Annotated in this window: 19 protein-coding genes; 10 read left to right on the top strand and 9 right to left on the bottom strand. The window is 43.0% G+C overall.

Features of this window, described 5'->3' with window-relative positions:
* Positions 1–123: 123 nt before the first annotated feature.
* From hemH to htpG, 3 genes are all read right to left on the bottom strand, one after another.
* Positions 124–1089, bottom strand: a complete 966-nt coding sequence (gene hemH, locus LDO37_RS04755) for a ferrochelatase (protein ID WP_126608797.1) — start codon at positions 1087–1089, stop codon at positions 124–126.
* Positions 1090–1322: 233 nt separating this feature from the next.
* Positions 1323–1967: an adenylate kinase gene (gene adk, locus LDO37_RS04750; protein WP_101113498.1), complete on the bottom strand. Its 645-nt coding sequence runs from the start codon at positions 1965–1967 to the stop codon at positions 1323–1325.
* 280 nt (positions 1968–2247) lie between these two features.
* A complete protein-coding gene (gene htpG, locus LDO37_RS04745; protein ID WP_101113497.1) occupies positions 2248–4152 on the bottom strand; it encodes a molecular chaperone HtpG in 1905 nt (634 codons plus the stop codon).
* Positions 4153–4422: 270 nt separating this feature from the next.
* On the opposite strand from htpG, the gene LDO37_RS04740 reads away from it, so the two are divergent.
* From LDO37_RS04740 to LDO37_RS04725, 4 genes are read left to right on the top strand one after another with little or no spacing between them, the layout of a single operon-like run.
* Positions 4423–5289, top strand: coding sequence for a transcriptional regulator (locus tag LDO37_RS04740; RefSeq protein WP_126608798.1), 867 nt, complete (start codon positions 4423–4425; stop codon positions 5287–5289).
* The gene (locus LDO37_RS04735) at positions 5289–5831 is read left to right on the top strand and encodes a regulatory protein ToxS (protein ID WP_126608799.1); all 543 of its coding nucleotides are present in this window, start codon (positions 5289–5291) and stop codon (positions 5829–5831) included. The genes LDO37_RS04740 and LDO37_RS04735 overlap by 1 nt, the downstream gene beginning before the upstream one ends.
* 45 nt (positions 5832–5876) lie before the next feature.
* Positions 5877–6641, top strand: coding sequence for a sulfite exporter TauE/SafE family protein (locus tag LDO37_RS04730; RefSeq protein WP_126608818.1), 765 nt, complete (start codon positions 5877–5879; stop codon positions 6639–6641).
* A gap of 10 nt (positions 6642–6651) precedes the next feature.
* Complete coding sequence (locus LDO37_RS04725; RefSeq protein WP_126608800.1) at positions 6652–6930, top strand: SelT/SelW/SelH family protein; 279 nt, start codon at positions 6652–6654, stop codon at positions 6928–6930.
* Between the two features lie 3 nt (positions 6931–6933).
* Here LDO37_RS04725 and yfcE read toward each other — a convergent pair whose 3' ends face one another.
* The 5 genes from yfcE to LDO37_RS04700 all read right to left on the bottom strand — a co-directional run bounded on the left by yfcE (position 6934) and on the right by LDO37_RS04700 (position 9900).
* The gene (yfcE, locus tag LDO37_RS04720) at positions 6934–7479 is read right to left on the bottom strand and encodes a phosphodiesterase (RefSeq protein WP_126608819.1); all 546 of its coding nucleotides are present in this window, start codon (positions 7477–7479) and stop codon (positions 6934–6936) included.
* 151 nt (positions 7480–7630) lie between these two features.
* On the bottom strand, positions 7631–8038 hold the full coding sequence (locus LDO37_RS04715; RefSeq protein ID WP_126608802.1) for a CBS domain-containing protein: 408 nt from the start codon (positions 8036–8038) through the stop codon (positions 7631–7633).
* Positions 8035–8385 carry a P-II family nitrogen regulator gene (locus tag LDO37_RS04710; protein WP_126608803.1) on the bottom strand — a complete coding sequence of 117 codons (351 nt, stop codon included), beginning with the start codon at positions 8383–8385 and terminating at the stop codon, positions 8035–8037. Before LDO37_RS04710 ends, LDO37_RS04715 begins: the two co-directional genes overlap by 4 nt.
* Complete coding sequence (locus LDO37_RS04705) at positions 8375–9169, bottom strand: DUF1538 domain-containing protein (RefSeq protein ID WP_126608805.1); 795 nt, start codon at positions 9167–9169, stop codon at positions 8375–8377. The genes LDO37_RS04710 and LDO37_RS04705 overlap by 11 nt, the downstream gene beginning before the upstream one ends.
* Entirely contained in the window at positions 9166–9900 is a 735-nt protein-coding gene (locus LDO37_RS04700) for a DUF1538 domain-containing protein (RefSeq protein ID WP_126608806.1), read from the bottom strand. Before LDO37_RS04700 ends, LDO37_RS04705 begins: the two co-directional genes overlap by 4 nt.
* A 414-nt stretch (positions 9901–10314) precedes the next feature.
* Between LDO37_RS04700 and LDO37_RS04695 the strand changes: the two genes are divergently transcribed.
* From LDO37_RS04695 to LDO37_RS04675, 5 genes are all read left to right on the top strand, one after another.
* On the top strand, positions 10315–11229 hold the full coding sequence (locus tag LDO37_RS04695) for a TIGR01777 family oxidoreductase (RefSeq protein WP_126608808.1): 915 nt from the start codon (positions 10315–10317) through the stop codon (positions 11227–11229).
* Positions 11230–11448: 219 nt separating this feature from the next.
* Positions 11449–12276 carry an SDR family oxidoreductase gene (locus LDO37_RS04690; RefSeq protein ID WP_126608810.1) on the top strand — a complete coding sequence of 276 codons (828 nt, stop codon included), beginning with the start codon at positions 11449–11451 and terminating at the stop codon, positions 12274–12276.
* Positions 12277–12626: 350 nt separating this feature from the next.
* Positions 12627–13481 (top strand): co-chaperone YbbN, encoded by an 855-nt coding sequence (locus tag LDO37_RS04685; protein WP_126608811.1) that lies wholly within the window; start codon positions 12627–12629, stop codon positions 13479–13481.
* 192 nt (positions 13482–13673) lie between these two features.
* Positions 13674–14591, top strand: coding sequence for an SPFH domain-containing protein (locus LDO37_RS04680; protein ID WP_126608812.1), 918 nt, complete (start codon positions 13674–13676; stop codon positions 14589–14591).
* A 1-nt stretch (position 14592) separates the two neighbouring features.
* A complete protein-coding gene (locus tag LDO37_RS04675; RefSeq protein ID WP_126608813.1) occupies positions 14593–15045 on the top strand; it encodes an NfeD family protein in 453 nt (150 codons plus the stop codon).
* A gap of 54 nt (positions 15046–15099) precedes the next feature.
* Here LDO37_RS04675 and cueR read toward each other — a convergent pair whose 3' ends face one another.
* Positions 15100–15495 (bottom strand): Cu(I)-responsive transcriptional regulator, encoded by a 396-nt coding sequence (gene cueR / locus LDO37_RS04670; RefSeq protein ID WP_126608814.1) that lies wholly within the window; start codon positions 15493–15495, stop codon positions 15100–15102.
* A 156-nt stretch (positions 15496–15651) separates the two neighbouring features.
* On the opposite strand from cueR, the gene LDO37_RS04665 reads away from it, so the two are divergent.
* A complete protein-coding gene (locus tag LDO37_RS04665) occupies positions 15652–16305 on the top strand; it encodes a YccT family protein (protein WP_126608816.1) in 654 nt (217 codons plus the stop codon).
* The last annotated feature ends 77 nt before the right edge of the window (positions 16306–16382 follow it).

Here is a 16382-nt window from a genome sequence, read left to right as displayed (position 1 = left end):
GAGGTTTGTGTTATCTGTAAACAAGAAGTAGAAAAGGATAGATCAATAAGTAGAAGGACAGTTCTGAGCGCTGGTTATTTAAAGGCTGCGTGTTGAGGGCAGCCTTGTGTAGATTTTTACACGTTAACGAATGTAAGGCTTAAGAACGGCGTTCATCATGTCTATATGGCTAGAGCTGGCGTTTAGACAAGGGATATATTGGTAATCCTCTCCTCCAGCTTCCATAAATATCTCTCTATTTTCCTCGGCAATTTCTTCGAGAGTTTCAAGGCAATCAACTGAAAAGGCAGGTGTAATGATTTGGAGATTTTTTATTCCCCGTGAAGGCAGTGCTTCCATGGTTTCATCAGTGTAAGGTTGTAACCATTCCTCACGCCCGAAGCGCGACTGATAAGTCATGCCCATCTGCGTGTCTGTAAGTCCAAGTTCTTGCGCCAAGAGCCGAGTGGTTTCCTCACAGTGCTGAGGGTATATGTCACCATTGTCAGCATAGCGTTTCGGTATACCGTGGTAGGAACAAAGCAAATATTCAGATTGCCCGTGCTCTTGCCAATGGGAACGAACACTATCGGCTAGCGCTTTTATGTACATAGGATGGTTATGATAGTCACGAATGATTGTATAACCTGGAATTTCAGGCAGATTCTTAAAAGCTTTCGACAAACCATCAGATACAGCGGCCGTAGTCGTTGATGAGTATTGTGGGAACAGTGGTAACACAATGATTTCCCTACAACCTTGAGCCATTAAGCGCTCAACCCCATCTTGCAAACTTGGGTTGCCATAGGTCATTCCAAGTTCTACTGGCATGTTAATTGCGGATCTTAATGACCCGACCTGGAGCTTTGAGTACACCATCAACGGTGACCCTTCATCCATCCACACCGACTGGTAGAGTTTCGCAACCTTTGGAGAACGGATCGGCAAGATAACTCCGTGTAATATTGGACACCATAACCAACGAGTCAGGTCGACTACACGCTTGTCCATCAAAAACTGAGCTAGAAATCGTTTTACAGCAGGTGCTGTTGGCTCATCAGGAGTCCCTAAATTCGCCAACAAAATACCTTGTTTGGGCATGTTTTCCATATTTTTCCAATTGCAGGTTGAAAATTATATTCGAGAAACCTGACACTCAAGTCTCTTGGATATAGTTAAGCTAATTCATAACGTTAAGTCTAGAGATATACGAACCTCAAGGCGAGTTGGATTAATCCTTTTCACGTAAAAACTTGGCTTATCGCTGATTTTTGAAAATCAAAACAAAAAAAGCGGTCATCATGACCGCTTTAACTCTATCAAAATATTGAAAAATACGACGATTAAGAGAGCGCTTTTTCGATGTCTGAGCTAACTTCAGATACTTGCTTAGTTCCGTCAAATTTCAGGTACTTAGTATCGCCCGCTTCAGCGGCTTTTCCGTAGTACTGAATAAGCGGAGCTGTTTGCTCATGGTAAACACCTAGGCGAGCTCGCACTGTCTCTTCTTTGTCGTCATCACGTACAACTAGGTCTTCACCTGTGATGTCATCTTTGCCTTCTACCTTAGGTGGGTTGTACACGACATGGTAAGTACGACCAGATGCTAGGTGAGCACGACGACCAGACATACGCTCAACAATAACACTGTCCGCGACATCAAATTCGATAACATAATCTACATCTACGCTCATTTCTTTCAAGCCATCAGCTTGAGGAATTGTGCGAGGGAAGCCGTCCAGAAGGAAGCCTTTTTCACAGTCACTTTCTGCAATACGTTCCTTGATTAGACCAAGAATAATATCGTCAGAAACAAGCTGACCTGCATCGATCACTGCTTTCGCTTGTTTACCAAGCTCAGTGCCCGCTTTGATAGCCGCACGTAGCATGTCACCAGTAGAAATTTGTGGAATACCATATTTTTCCATGATGAATTGAGCTTGCGTGCCTTTACCTGCACCTGGAGCACCTAGAAGAATGATGCGCATGTTGGATCCTCTTAATATTTTTAATTTATACCGAAGCTCACAGCTTGAACGGTAAGTTTCGGTATAACTGCTTTACGAGGTGTTAGACCTCAATGAAATCGGGCGTGAATATACCATACATAAACAGATATTTTCGACCCTTGCCTATCTGGCTACTCAAAAAGTGACCAAAATCTAATTACCAAAGCTGAATTTAAAGCGTCATTTTCAATTTAGGTAATAAGCCCCGCTCAAAAGCGGGGCTTCAATACAGTGTTACTCAGTGATGGCGTTTCGACTATTACACCTTAGTCAAAAGCTGGTTCACGGCACCTACATATTGCGTCGGGTCTTCTAAAGCGCCACGCTCAGCAAGCATAGCCTGACCTAGCAATACTTCCACCCAGCGTCCGAATAGCTCTTCGTCGGCTTCATCTGCCATACGCTTAACCATATCGTGCTCAGGGTTCAGCTCAAATATGTATTTTACTTCAGGGACAGCCTGACCCGCTGCTTCTAGCAACTTCGCCATTTGCGTACCCATCTCGAAGTCGTCTGTAACCACAACAGCCGGAGTAGACGCTAATTTGAAAGTAGTACGAACCTCTTTCACACGATCGCCAAGGTATGTTTGAGTGCGTTCGACAACGGACTTAAACTCTTCTTCCGTTTCTTTCTGCTTCTCTTTCTCTTCTTCGTCTTCAAACTTGCTTAGATCTAAGCCTGCTTTCGTGATTGACTGGAATTGCTTACCGTCAAACTCCGTTAGGTAGTTCATTAACCACTCGTCGATGCGGTCAAACATCAGGATGACTTCAATGCCTTTCGCTTTAAACTGCTCTAGGTGCGGGCTATTTTTCGCCGCAGCATAGCTGTCTGCTGTTAGGTAGAAAATCTTATCCTGACCTTCTTTCATGCGTTCAACGTAAGAAGACAACGATACTGTTTGATCAGAATTATCGACTTCAGAGGAAGCAAAACGCATCAAGCCAGCGATTTTCTCTTTGTTGGAAAAATCTTCTGCTGGTCCCTCTTTCAGTACCAAGCCAAACTCTTTCCAGAAAGACAAGTATTGCTCTTCGTCTTTCTTCGCCATTTTATCTAGTAGCCCCAATACACGTTTAGTACATGCACTACGCAAAGACTGAGTCACTTTATTGTCTTGTAGGATTTCACGGGAAACGTTCAATGGAAGGTCGTTGGAATCAATCAAACCACGAACAAAACGCAAGTAACTTGGCATGAACTGCTCGGCGTCATCCATAATGAAAACGCGTTGAACGTACAACTTAAGACCACTCTTATGGTCGCGATTCATCATATCCCACGGAGCTTTAGCTGGAATGTACAGCAAACTTGTGTAGTCGTTTTTACCTTCAACCTTGTTATGGCTCCACGTTAGTGGGTCAGCAAAGTCGCTGGCAACATGCTTATAAAATTCGTTGTATTCTTCATCTGAGATATCAGACTTGCTACGAGTCCACAAAGCCTGCGCTTTGTTGATTTGTTCCCATTTGGTTTCTTCTGTTTCTTTTCCTTCTTCGTCTTTAACGTTAGTTAGAATAGAAACAGGGATACCAATGTGATCAGAGTATTTGCTGATCACGTCGCGAAGACGGTATTCAGAAAGGAATTCTTTACCCTCGTCACGCATGTGAAGCACGATGTCTGTACCACGTGATTCTTTAGTAATGCTCTCGATGGTGTATTCACCTTCGCCAGCAGAGTGCCATTGTACGGCATCATCACTTGTAAGACCGGCAGCACGAGTTCGCACAGTCACAGCATCAGCAACAATGAATGCAGAGTAGAAACCAACACCGAACTGACCAATCAATTGAGAATCTTTGCTTTGGTCGTCAGATAGCTTTGAAAAGAAATCAGCAGTACCAGACTTCGCAATAGTACCTAAATGTTCAATAACATCATCTCGGCTCATACCGATGCCGTTATCAGAGATGGTTAAGGTATTTGCGTCCGCATCAAAAGACAGCTTAACACCTAATTCAGCATCACCCTGATACAGTTCAGCGTTTGATAGTGCTTGAAAGCGCAGTTTATCAGCCGCATCTGAAGCATTAGAAATCAGCTCTCGTAAGAAGATTTCTTTATTCGAATATAGAGAATGAATCATCAAATGAAGTAATTGTTTTACTTCAGATTGAAAGCCTCGAGTTTCTTTATTGTGTGTCGTTGTCTCGCTCATCTTCACTCCAAAACTAGACATTTAGATAAGTAGAATTGAAAACCAGGAACTTTCTTTATGCTTGGTTTTCAAACTAATTCCAAGAATGCTAGATAGATGTGGTTGGTAAATGTAAATTCAAGGTCAAAACAGATAAAAACAGTGTTTTTTTGATCGTTTTTGATTATTCTATGGTGCGTAAAAATTCTCAAAGAAGATAAAGTGTGATAGAAGTCACACCCGCATTCCTTCTGGTTCACAGAACCTTAACCAAGATTAAGCGCTTCAATAATGACTAATATCGGTACTAAATTCATTCTCGCTCAACGGTTTGTATTTGATCCCAACAGCAATTCGCTGGTAGACCAGCATAGCGACAGTGAAGTTATTCGTCTGGGAAGTAATGAAAGCCGTATTTTGCTGATGCTGTCGGAAAGACCAAACGAGGTTATTACTCGTCAGCAGTTACACGAATATGTATGGCAAGACCAAGGATTTCAGGTCGATGACTCGAGTCTCACTCAGGCAATCTCCACGTTAAGAAAGATGCTGAAAGACTCCACTAAATCACCTCAATTTGTAAAAACGGTGCCCAAAAGAGGCTACCAACTGATTTCATCGGTTGAGCGAAGTGCACCTTCTGCAAGTGGTGATGAAATTTCAGAACCGACTGACGTGGCAGCTCCGCAATTGGAACAGCCAGAAGCCACCGATACAGAATCGGTGGTACAAATAGAAATCCGTGATGACAATGAAAGCACACCGCCGACTCCATCTGACACCCCGCTTACTAAGAAGAAACCAAGTAAACTTCTTTGGGTTGCTGCATTCTTGGCTATTTTAGTTCCGGTACTTACATTTTTTGGTACTCAGGAAAAACCATCAACATTTGTGACCATTTCAGAAGTGAGTGGTATTCCGGTAAGAATGCCGGAGAACCACCCTAGTATGGCTCAATCCTTGCCTAATATTGAGCAGTGTATCGAACACTACGCAGCAAGGCACGAAGGGGATTTGTCACCGGTACAAGTTATCGCGACTGGTGGTCAGAATGGTCAAATCATTTTGAACTATATTCACTCGATCAATTATTCTAGCGAAAACGTTACATTGCGTATTTTTTCTACTAAACCGGATTTTGCTCAGGTGTGTAACTAATGAATATGTCTAAAAATCTGAAAATCGCGATTGTCATGCTGATTGTGTCTGTACTGACCAGTGTTTGGATATACACACAATTCGGCGCAAAGGTTGAAAACGTACTCACGTCTCGCGAGTGGCAATCGCGCATGGTCACTCGTTTGTTTATTGAGTCAGACACTGAGCAAGATGAAGTCATAGGACCATTACGTAAAGCGACCATTGATTCCAATGTAAAATACTTACCAAATGGAACGTACCTGCGAGTATCACGAATTAACTTGTACACAGGAACCCATGAAAAACAAACCTCTTCCACTATTAATGTCTCGGAAAATGGTTCTTGGGAACTGAGTGATAACTACCTACTGATCGAGCCAAATGAGTTTAAAGATATCTCTTCAAACCAGGGTGAAGATTTTACGAATAAGCAACTCAAAGTCATCACTCAAATCTTCAAGATGGACGCGCAGCAGAGTAGACGAGTTGAAATTATTAACGCGAAAGCCCTGTTGATGACCAGCTTAGATCATGGCTCCACGGTTTTATATTCTCACTAACTTTCAAAGGGAGGCATGGAATGTCTCCCTTTTCTTGATATGGCTATGGACTGGATACAAACCGCTTACCTATTTGTTGGCTCGTTAACTGCCAGCACTCTCTCTTCTATTGCTGGTGGTGGAGCTGGCTTGCTTCAGTTCCCACTGCTTATTTTTCTTGGATTAAACTTCCAAACCGCATTAGCGACGCACAAGATTGCCACCGTTGCTATGGGATTAGGCGCTGCTTTTTCTCACCTCAAAGCGAGGCAATTTGATTTAAAACTGGCAAGCTATCTTGTCATTACAGGCTGCTTCGGCGTGGTTGTTGGAGCATACGTTGTAGTTATGTTGCCTGGCAAAGCTGGAGAGCTTTTGTTAGGTATCATCATTTTATCTCTTGGTATTTATTCTCGTGTTAAAAAAAACATGGGAAAAGAAGAGATTCCCACCCACAGAGATCACCGTGGGTGGATAATTGGCGGCGGTGCGCTTTTTCTTCTCGGCATATTTAATGGATCGTTGACGGCAGGCTCTGGTTTAGTCGTTACCTTGTTTCTCGTTCGATGGTTTGGATTCAGCTATAAACAAGCGGTCGCCCTCACTCTGGTTTGTGTTGGGCTGTTTTGGAATGGAATTGGAGCAGTCGCCATCGTTCAAGTTGGTGTTGCCCCACATTGGGCGTGGGTACCAATCTTATTACTGAGTTCTTTTTTAGGTGGATGGCTTGGTGCTATTGCAACGCGGCGGCTTCCTAATTCTGTCATCAAATTAGCCTTCGAAGTTCTGACCATTTTAGTCAGCCTTAAACTCATTTATTCAGCGCTTTAAGGAGCGAGCCATGAAAAAAGCCATCATAGATATTTACTACTGCCGACAGTGTAATTGGATGTTACGATCCACATGGCTAAGCCAAGAACTACTGCATACGTTCAGCGAAGAAATCGAAACGGTTTCTCTGCACCCCGATACTGGTGGGCGCTTCGAAATTCATTGTAATGGAAATATAATTTGGGAAAGGAAGCAAGATGGAGGCTTCCCAGAAGCAAAGATACTCAAACAGAAAGTTCGCGATGTTATTGACCCAGAAAGAGATCTGGGTCATTCCGACTCTAAGTAACACCTAAACGTTGCACTGAGCGATTTGCTCTCCATCGAAGGTGAACACCGACAATACTCCGCTATCATAAAGCCCGTAACTGGCTTTGAATCCATCTCGAGGAAAAGTGGCGCTACCTGGGTTAAACACAATGACCCCATTATCTAATTCTGCAATGGGTATATGAGTATGCCCATGACAAAGAATATCACCGTCTCTCAGTAGCGGACGCTTATTGGTATTGAACAAATGCCCATGCGTCAAAAACAGTCGCTTGCCACTTTCTAGCAGCACCCATGAATAATCCATCATCATTGGGAAAGAAAGCAGCATTTGATCCACTTCACTATCGCAATTACCTCTGACGGAAATGATGTGCTGAGCGTACTCGTTTAGCTTTCTCGCCACCTCTGGAGGGTTGTAGCCTTCTGGAATTGGATTCCTAGGACCGTGGCTTAGAGTATCACCCAACAAAATGAAATGGTCCGCACCCGATTTCAAGTACGCATCAATGACTTTATTGGTCGCATGTTCGCAACCGTGTATGTCTGAGGCAAAAAATAGCTTCATAGCTTTACCATGTAACAGCTTACCCATTAGTCAGCTTTCCCATTTAAATATTGGGTTTAGGCATGCCCTAAACCCACAATAAGCCAGGGGATTCTATACTTAATTGAGCCTATTTTGCTAGGAAGATGTTATGACTTGGCCGCCTCAGTATTTAGCTAGACAGCTTTGACATACCATTGATGACAATGTTGTTGTAACTAACCATACCGATTACCTTCCCGTCTTCCACTACGGGAGCTCGACTAATGCCAAAGCGTTCAAACAACCTAGCGCAGTATTTCACGTTCATTGTTGGCTTTACCGACAAGGCTGGTTTCGTCATAATCTCATAGATATTTGTACGCTCTGGCGAGCGGTTTTGCGCCAAAACGCGTTTGGCGATATCGTTCATTAACACGATGCCGTATTCATCGTCTTCATACCGTTTATCCACCAGCAACGCTTTTACTTGGTGCTCTTTTGCCAAATGAATCGCTTCCTGAACTGTCGTCAAGCCATCCACAATGACATAGGAATTCGACATTACTTCTCTGACTTGAATCATCACCTGCATACTCATAACTTTTCCTCTACCACACTGGTTAAGGTTTCAACTTGATGCGCGACCCCAACCGCATCTTCGACATCAATTTGCACCGCAATCCCCTGCCCCGATGCTTCATCAAACTCACCAACTTCACTGATTTTTTCTAATATATGGCGAGACAAATGTTCTTCGACAACAAACAAGAGGACATCTTTTTGAACCTCTAATATCAGCCCAAGGAAAGTGCGTTTCTTATTAACACCTTCTCCCCTTGCGTGATTAATTACTGTTGCTCCAGTAGCACCCGCGCCGCGAGCAGCATCAAGAACCACATCTGTTTTGCTTTCTTCGACAAAAGCAATAATGAGTTTAAAGCGCATTTTCTTTCTCCTTAGACGAAGCACGCTGATTCAGCCACTGGGTAAGTTGTGCGTACCCCATAACTGAAATAATCGGAAATAGGCTGGCAAAAGCAATCAAACCAAAGCCATCAATTACTGGATTTCGTCCTGGCACAGTTGAAGCAAGCCCTAGCCCCAACGCCGTAACCAAGGGAACCGTAACGGTCGATGTGGTCACACCGCCAGAGTCGTATGCCAGTGGCACTATCAGCTTTGGTGCAAAAAAGGTTTGGATAACCACCACGATATACCCAGAAATAATGTAGTAATGGATTGGATCGCCTACCACAATTCGATAGCTGCCAAGTGATATGCCTACCGCGACACCCAGTGCAACGGCAATTCGTAACCCATTAACACTGATGGAGCCGCCAGAGACTTGATTTGCTTTAATTGCAACAGCAATCAGGGATGGCTCTGCAACCGTGGTACTGAAGCCAATAAAAAAAGCAAATAAGTACACCCAGTAGTAATCTATCCACTCTAGGGACTGGCCAATAGACACTTTAAATTCTTGCAAAAATTGGGGCTCGGTAAGTTGGCTTGCCATTGTTTCCCCTAACGGGAACAAGGCCAGTTCAAGCCCAATTAAAAAGAGCGAAAGCCCGAGCAACACATAAACAAACCCCAAGACAACTTTCGCCAAATTCGCAATGGGCTTTCGAAGGACTGCAAATTGAAAACCAAAGATAATCGAGGCGATGGGGATAACATCAGTGACGGTGCTAACAAAGGTATCAACAAACAGGGACACACTGATCATGACAGCACCATCCCATAGATCATGACGAACATCATTGGAAGTAAAGAAGCAAAAGCAATCAGACCAAATCCATCTATCATAGGGTTTCGACCTTTAATCGCAGAAGCCAAACCCACACCAAGCGCTGTGACTAGTGGCACGGTAATCGTCGATGTGGTCACCCCTCCAGAATCATAAGCTATGCCAATAATGGTATCTGGAGCAAACCCCGTAAGAATCACGATGCCGATGTAGCCACCGATAATCATAATGTGAATAGGCCATCCTTTTAAGATGCGGATCACCCCGATAACAATGGCTACACCAACAGAAAGCGCGACCGTTAACCGAAGACCATCTGCGTAGCTTTCCATCGCCTCTTCGGTATGCGCAATCACTCCACCTTCAGCTGCGACTTCCGATGCTTCTTGTGCGACGGCAGTAAGCGCAGGCTCCGCAATGGTCGTCCCGAATCCTAAACTAAAAGCAAAAATGAGCAGCCAAACTACGCTTCCTTTACGAGCAAAAGCCTGAGCCATAGACTCGCCGATTGGAAAAAGCCCCATTTCAAGACCAAAAATAAAGAAAGTGAGCCCTAAGACCACAAGCAGTAAGCCAAATAAGATGGATAACAAATTAGGAAGAGGTTCTTGGAGGACAACCAGTTGAAAAAAACCGATCACCAAAATAATGGGCATCAGATCCCGTAAACTCGATAACATGGACTTAGCAAGCGCAAGAATGGCAGTCATCACACCCCCTGTGGTAAACGCAAATCGCAAGCAATGCACCCATACGAACAGTCGTTATATATTCTGTGGTTACTCAAAAACTCATCTAAGTAAACACATTCTGTAATACAAACCTGACTACTTAGAGAAAGCTCAAGTCGATATCTGTTGCTTTAATATGGATGTAAACCAAGGCATTCAAAATGACTTGGACATATACAGCATGGCACATAAATATGTAAGAAAATGTGACACTGCTGGAGTGATGAAGTTTAAGAAGGAATTATTTGTGAGACGTGTTGTCCACGTAATGCTCAATTATCCGAATTGCCCAAGCTTTATGCGATCACGGCGCTTGATTCTCAAACGCCACTTTGATCTATCTTAGCGACCAACGTCTATAATGAAGAACGGAAGAAGACAATGAGGAAGAACATGAAAGTGTTGTTGACCGGAGGAACCGGTTTTATTGGAAAGGAACTCGTAAAGCACTTAGCTGGTCATCAGCTCGTCGTTCTCACTCGAAATATTGAAAAGGCTAGAGAAGTACTCACCCATGCCGACTTTGGCAATATCGAATACATCGCTGATTTCGATTCGTTCTCCGATCTCAATGATTTCGATGCTGTGATCAATCTTGCTGGCGAACCTATCGCAGATAAACGCTGGTCAGATAATCAAAAACAAAAGATATGTGATAGTCGCTGGGACATAACCAAACAAGTGGTGTCACTTGTCCACGCCAGTACCCAGCCGCCCTCGGTTTTTATTAGTGGCTCTGCTGTCGGCTACTACGGAGATCAACAGTCTCATCCATTCGATGAAAACCTCCATGTTCACCAAGAGCAATTCGCCCACCAAGTGTGTTCCAAATGGGAAACGATCGCCAAGCGAGCTGAATCTGACAGAACGCGAGTGTGTCTACTCAGAACAGGTATTGTACTGGGCACCAACGGAGGAGCACTTGAAAAAATGATCCTGCCATACAGAATGGGGCTAGGTGGGCCAATAGGCAGCGGGAAACAGTATATGCCATGGATCCACCTACAAGACATGGTAAGAGCCATAATGTATTTGCTTGAAACAGACTATGCGCGTGGCGTGTTTAATCTGTGTGCCCCTCACCCTGTTCAGAATCAGCTTTTCAGCAAAACCCTAGCTAAGGTCTTGAATCGACCTCACATCTTATTTACCCCTAAATGGGTTATTCAACTTGCATTGGGCGAGGCTTCATCGTTGTTATTTGATAGTATTCGAGCTAAGCCTAAACACTTAACGGAACTGGGTTTTATATTTACATATTCTCGTCTTGAGCCAGCACTCAAAAATATTTTGCAACACCAAGATTAGGGCTGCTGACCAATTATGGTTACTATACCCAAGTAACCTCAAGATACTAGGTTCAGCGAGAGTTAACTTGGATATATAACTAACCTCATGAAGCAAAACTCATCGCTCTGTATTCTTTCTCAGCTTAAAGGAAAGATGATGTATAGCGGTGAGCTCTTTCCAATTCTTTAACAAAGCAATGGAACAAAATCCTAAGCTCAAATCCCACAAGGAAACTTAATGAAAGCCACCGTTCTTATTACTGGTTGTTCTACTGGCATCGGTTACGTTTGTGCGCACGCACTGCATGAAAAAGGCTACAACGTTATTGCTTCATGCCGCCACCAAGATGATGTAGAAAAGCTTCGCTCGGAAGGTCTCGCATGTGTTCAATTGGATGTAAGCCTGCAAGACAGCATTAGTAACGGTCTTTCAGAAGCGCTGAAACTCACAGAAGGTAAAATTGACGTCCTTTTTAATAACGGTGCATACGGGCAAGCTGGCGCATTGGAGGACCTCCCTACTGAAGCTCTTCGAGAGCAATTTGAAACCAATGTTTTTGGTTGGCACGAACTGGTGAAGCAGGTATTACCAATCATGCGTAAGCAAGGAGCAGGTCGAATAATCCAAAACAGCTCTGTCCTCGGGTTTGCAGCAATGAAATATCGAGGAGCCTATAACTCTTCAAAATTTGCCCTAGAAGGCTGGACAGATACTCTACGATTGGAACTGAAAGGTTCAGGTGTTCATGTCTCTCTGATTGAACCCGGTCCTATCGAGACTCAATTTAGAGCTAATGCCCTTAAGCATTTTAAACAGTGGATTCCTGTAGAATCGAGTGTCCATAAAGCAGAATACGAGTTGCAACTTCAACGCTTGGCGAATGACAAATCCGGTAATGCTTTTACCTTACCTGCAGAATCTATTATTAAACCGCTTATTCATGCCATAGAGTCTCCTAAACCCAAGATTCGCTATCACGTAACCACGCCAACCAAGGTATTTGCCATCCTGAAACGAATTCTTCCGACTCGTTTATTGGATAGAATCCTTTCAAAAGCGGCATAGGTTGCGATCAAATCCTTTTAAAACAATTAATTAGATACATACATTCCTTTATACCAACGAGTTTCACTCATTAATTTCAATAGTGTCATTAAACGTTAATAATTCTTCTCTAGTATTAACACTGAAGAAGATTCTGCTTTACCCGTATCCCCTAGCAATACCTGTTGAGGAAACAATGACACTAAACCAGCTGAACTGGCTGAGCATAGGTGTAGTGCTTCTTATTTTAATACTGTGACTTACTCCTTTGCTTGCTTATTACCCAAGTGCCACATCATGTGGCATTTCCTCTTGATTTCTCGCCTATTTACCCTTACCTAATAGGGAGTGCCCATAATTAAGGAAAGACCATGTCGTCTGATTACATCGTTGAGTTAAATGAGCAGAATTTTCGTCAAATACTCGAAGGTTCAGCCCAATCACCTGTACTAATACATTTTTGGGCTCCGATGAGCCAAGAAAGTGCTCAAATCATTCCCGATTTGCAAACTCTAGCTAACCAATACCAAGGTGCATTTACTCTTGCTTTGTTAAACTGCGAACAAGAACAAATGATTGCTGGTCAATTTGGCGTACAGGCTCTGCCGACGATCGCCCTATTTGTAAATGGTCAACCTGTTGATGGATTAGGCGGTCCTCAAACGATTGAGCAAATTAAAGAAATGCTCGCAAAACATTTACCTAGTCAAGACGAACTTGCGCTCAAAGTCATTCAAGAAAAGATTCAAGCACAACAATATTCTGAAGCATTAGCTGACATCTCGACCTTAGAAGAGGAATTCAAGCAGCGTGGTGACGTTAAGTTGGTCACCGTAGATTGTTTGTTAGAAACGAATCAATTTGAGTCAGCTGAACAACTTCTATCAACAATTCCATTAGAATATCAAGACAACTACTATAAAGGCCTAGTTGCCAAACTGGATCTGCAAAAGCAAGCCGCTGATAGCCCAGAAATTCAAGCGCTAGAGCAACAATTTCAACAATCACCAAACGATGCTCAACTAGCAAACGACCTAGGCTTGCAATACCATCAAGTTGGTCGAGATGAAGAAGCGTTAGAGCTACTTTGGTCGTTCCTCTCAAAAGACTTGAATGCACTTGATGGCGATCTAAAGAAATCTTTTATGGATATATTGGCAGCACTTGGACAAGGGCATGCATTCGCCGGTCAATATAGACGAAAACTTTATTCATTATTGTACTAACTCTTCAAAGGCAGTGTGGTTTACTGGTACTTAAGCAGGTACAGAATGCACTGCCTTTAAAAACCTCTCCCTTTAAATTTTTATGGACGTGCTAAATACAGCGCAAAAATCAAACTCGTTTCATAAATTAAGTTTCAGATTAATTCGGTTCACTGTATTCTGTTTTGTCCAATATATATTAAGGATATAGTCATGGAACTCGATATTCTCATCACCGTTGGCGTGCTTATTTTTGTCGCCATTATCTTTATCGTAGCTGGTGTCAAAACCGTTCCTCAAGGCAATAACTGGACTGTAGAGCGCTTTGGTCGCTACACCCAAACCCTTAAGCCAGGTTTAAACCTTATTATCCCATTTATCGATTCCGTCGGTCACCGAGTAAACATGATGGAACGTGTACTGGATATTCCAGCACAAGAAGTTATTTCAAAAGACAATGCCAACGTAACCATTGACGCTGTCTGTTTCGTACAAGTAGTGGACGCCCCAAAAGCCGCTTACGAAGTTAATGACCTAGAACACGCGATTCGTAACCTAACCCTCACGAATATTCGAACTGTCTTGGGCTCACTCGAATTAGATGAAATGCTAAGCCAGCGTGACATGATCAATACTCGATTACTTTCTATCGTGGATGAGGCAACCAATCCATGGGGAGTAAAAGTGACTCGTATTGAGATTAAAGATGTACAACCACCGTCCGATCTTACCGCGGCGATGAATGCTCAAATGAAAGCTGAACGTAATAAACGTGCTGAAGTCCTTGAAGCCGAAGGGGTTCGACAAGCTGAAATTTTGCGTGCTGAAGGCCAGAAGCAAGCTGAAATTTTAAAAGCAGAAGGTGATAAACAAGCCGCTATTCTTCAAGCTGAAGCAAGAGAGCGTGCGGCGGAAGCAGAAGCAAGAGCCACAGAAATGGTTTCAAACGCCATCGCACAAGGCGACATGCAAGCTGTAAACTATTTCATCGCCCAAGGCTATACTGAAGCCATTAAGTCCATTGGTCAGGCTGAAAATGGAAAGATCATTATGCTACCACTAGAAGCAACTGGCTTGATGGGATCTGTGGCGGGTATCGCAGAAATGTTCAAAGACTCGAAAGAGAAATAATATGATAGAAATCCTTAACCAGATGAACCACTGGCACTGGATTGCTCTCGGTTTGGTGTTGCTGTGTGGAGAACTACTCGGCACCGCGGGCTACCTATTGTGGATTGGCATATCAGCCATCCTAGTGGGGTTTGTGAAACTGCTTCTTCCAATAAGTTGGGAGCTTCAATGGGTATGTTTCGCTGTTTTCTCACTCGTCATCACTTGGCTTTGGTGGCGCTACCAACACAAAAAAGACGTCTTAAATGAAGAAGAGACGAACTTAAATCAACGAGACAAACAGCTTGTAGGGCAGATAACTCGCCTAGAAGAAGACATAGAAGCAGGACGCTGTCGCATCCGAATGGGTGATACCACTTGGTCTGCAATGAGTGAACGACCTCTTAGTGCAGGTACCGCTGTTAAAGTAACCGCTGTTGACGGAATAGTACTTACTATTGAAGCAGTAGAGTAAAGTCCTAGGGCTATATGAACGTTATCAATCAAATAGGTTTGCCTGGTGGCAAACCTATTTTTTATGCCCGCACAGATTATCAATAATCGGACACTCTTTTCCTTCATCCCCTGGGCACTCAGAAATCCAACTTTCTAATTGATTCTTCATCAAGTTTAATTCTGCGATTTTGGTTTCTATTTCAACGAGCTTATCTCGCGTTTTCGCTTTCACTTCAGCGCTTGTTCGCGACGGGTTGAACGCAAGTTCCAGTAAACTTTTACATTCATCCAGACTGAACCCTGCCGATCTCGCTCTCGCGACCAATTGCAGTTCTTCTATGTGTTTTTCAGAATAGGTGCGGTAGCCATTCGCACTACGTATGGCTTGAGAAGTGATGCCTTTCGATTCGTAAAAACGAATGGATTTAGGGGTTAGCCCTGTGAGTTTAGCGACTTTCGATACATTCATAAAATAGCTCGATAAAACCAATATTTGCACTACCAATATAACTGTAAATTAGTTCAAGCGTAAGATCGCAAAGACGAGATTAATTAATACTTTATTTGCGATACAAATAATAAAATACAGTATGGATTTTGTTTCTCATATTGCAGGGAGAGAACTATGAAGTTAAGTCATAAGCTATTGCTTTCATCAGCTTTAATACCATTTTCTACATTGGCTGATGTTGAAATTTCAATGCCTAAAGATGTTCAGCTTATGATCGTCAATGGAGAAGATATCGGGTATTCCAGTTTTGGGTTCGATTATCAAGAAACGCTCACCGTACCTAACGGCACAAACCAACTGGTGTTTCGAGTAGCAAAAGTCGTTACCGAGGCAGGAAGTAAAAACACAAAATTTAAATCTCAACCTTTGGTAGCAACATTTGACGCCAGAGATACAAGCCTAGAGTTAACCGTACCTAGGATAACTACACTCAGCCAAGGTGAAGCGTTCAATAAGAAGCCAAAATTCTTTTTGAATGGTCCTACAGGGCAGGTCGATTCTCTAAAAACAGGTCAAATCAAGGTCGGGTTTACTTTCATGCCGGATATGGTTCAAGAAGTCAGTAATTTTAATGCTAGCTCAGAACCTGCGAGTTTAGCTGCTTTTTCCGAAAAGCCAGTTCAAAGTAAGCCAATGCAGAAAAAGAACGAGAAAAAAGTAAAACACGTTGCTTCATCAGATTTGGAATCGTTGCAAAAGCTGTTCAAACACGCATCAGAAGAAGATAAGAAAGCGTTTCTATCCTGGGCTATTTCCAATATCAACTAACCTCATATTTAAAGATATAAACCACAGAGTAAAACAGTATAGACAAAAGAAAAGCCACTTAAAGTGGCTTTTCTTTT

The sequence above is a fragment of the Vibrio penaeicida genome (assembly GCF_019977755.1).
Classification (GTDB): Bacteria; Pseudomonadota; Gammaproteobacteria; order Enterobacterales; family Vibrionaceae; genus Vibrio; species Vibrio penaeicida.
The sequence above is the reverse complement of the archived record's forward strand: the minus strand, read 5'-3'. Positions and strand labels throughout refer to the sequence as shown.

Coding starts and splice junctions, on each gene's coding strand:
- hemH (WP_126608797.1), bottom strand. CDS start 1,089: ATGGAAAACATGCCCAAACAAGGTATTTTGTTGGCGAATTTAGGGACT.
- adk (WP_101113498.1), bottom strand. CDS start 1,967: ATGCGCATCATTCTTCTAGGTGCTCCAGGTGCAGGTAAAGGCACGCAA.
- htpG (WP_101113497.1), bottom strand. CDS start 4,152: ATGAGCGAGACAACGACACACAATAAAGAAACTCGAGGCTTTCAATCT.
- LDO37_RS04740 (WP_126608798.1), top strand. CDS start 4,423: ATGACTAATATCGGTACTAAATTCATTCTCGCTCAACGGTTTGTATTT.
- LDO37_RS04735 (WP_126608799.1), top strand. CDS start 5,289: ATGAATATGTCTAAAAATCTGAAAATCGCGATTGTCATGCTGATTGTG.
- LDO37_RS04730 (WP_126608818.1), top strand. CDS start 5,877: ATGGACTGGATACAAACCGCTTACCTATTTGTTGGCTCGTTAACTGCC.
- LDO37_RS04725 (WP_126608800.1), top strand. CDS start 6,652: ATGAAAAAAGCCATCATAGATATTTACTACTGCCGACAGTGTAATTGG.
- yfcE (WP_126608819.1), bottom strand. CDS start 7,479: ATGAAGCTATTTTTTGCCTCAGACATACACGGTTGCGAACATGCGACC.
- LDO37_RS04715 (WP_126608802.1), bottom strand. CDS start 8,038: ATGAGTATGCAGGTGATGATTCAAGTCAGAGAAGTAATGTCGAATTCC.
- LDO37_RS04710 (WP_126608803.1), bottom strand. CDS start 8,385: ATGCGCTTTAAACTCATTATTGCTTTTGTCGAAGAAAGCAAAACAGAT.
- LDO37_RS04705 (WP_126608805.1), bottom strand. CDS start 9,169: ATGATCAGTGTGTCCCTGTTTGTTGATACCTTTGTTAGCACCGTCACT.
- LDO37_RS04700 (WP_126608806.1), bottom strand. CDS start 9,900: ATGACTGCCATTCTTGCGCTTGCTAAGTCCATGTTATCGAGTTTACGG.
- LDO37_RS04695 (WP_126608808.1), top strand. CDS start 10,315: ATGAAAGTGTTGTTGACCGGAGGAACCGGTTTTATTGGAAAGGAACTC.
- LDO37_RS04690 (WP_126608810.1), top strand. CDS start 11,449: ATGAAAGCCACCGTTCTTATTACTGGTTGTTCTACTGGCATCGGTTAC.
- LDO37_RS04685 (WP_126608811.1), top strand. CDS start 12,627: ATGTCGTCTGATTACATCGTTGAGTTAAATGAGCAGAATTTTCGTCAA.
- LDO37_RS04680 (WP_126608812.1), top strand. CDS start 13,674: ATGGAACTCGATATTCTCATCACCGTTGGCGTGCTTATTTTTGTCGCC.
- LDO37_RS04675 (WP_126608813.1), top strand. CDS start 14,593: ATGATAGAAATCCTTAACCAGATGAACCACTGGCACTGGATTGCTCTC.
- cueR (WP_126608814.1), bottom strand. CDS start 15,495: ATGAATGTATCGAAAGTCGCTAAACTCACAGGGCTAACCCCTAAATCC.
- LDO37_RS04665 (WP_126608816.1), top strand. CDS start 15,652: ATGAAGTTAAGTCATAAGCTATTGCTTTCATCAGCTTTAATACCATTT.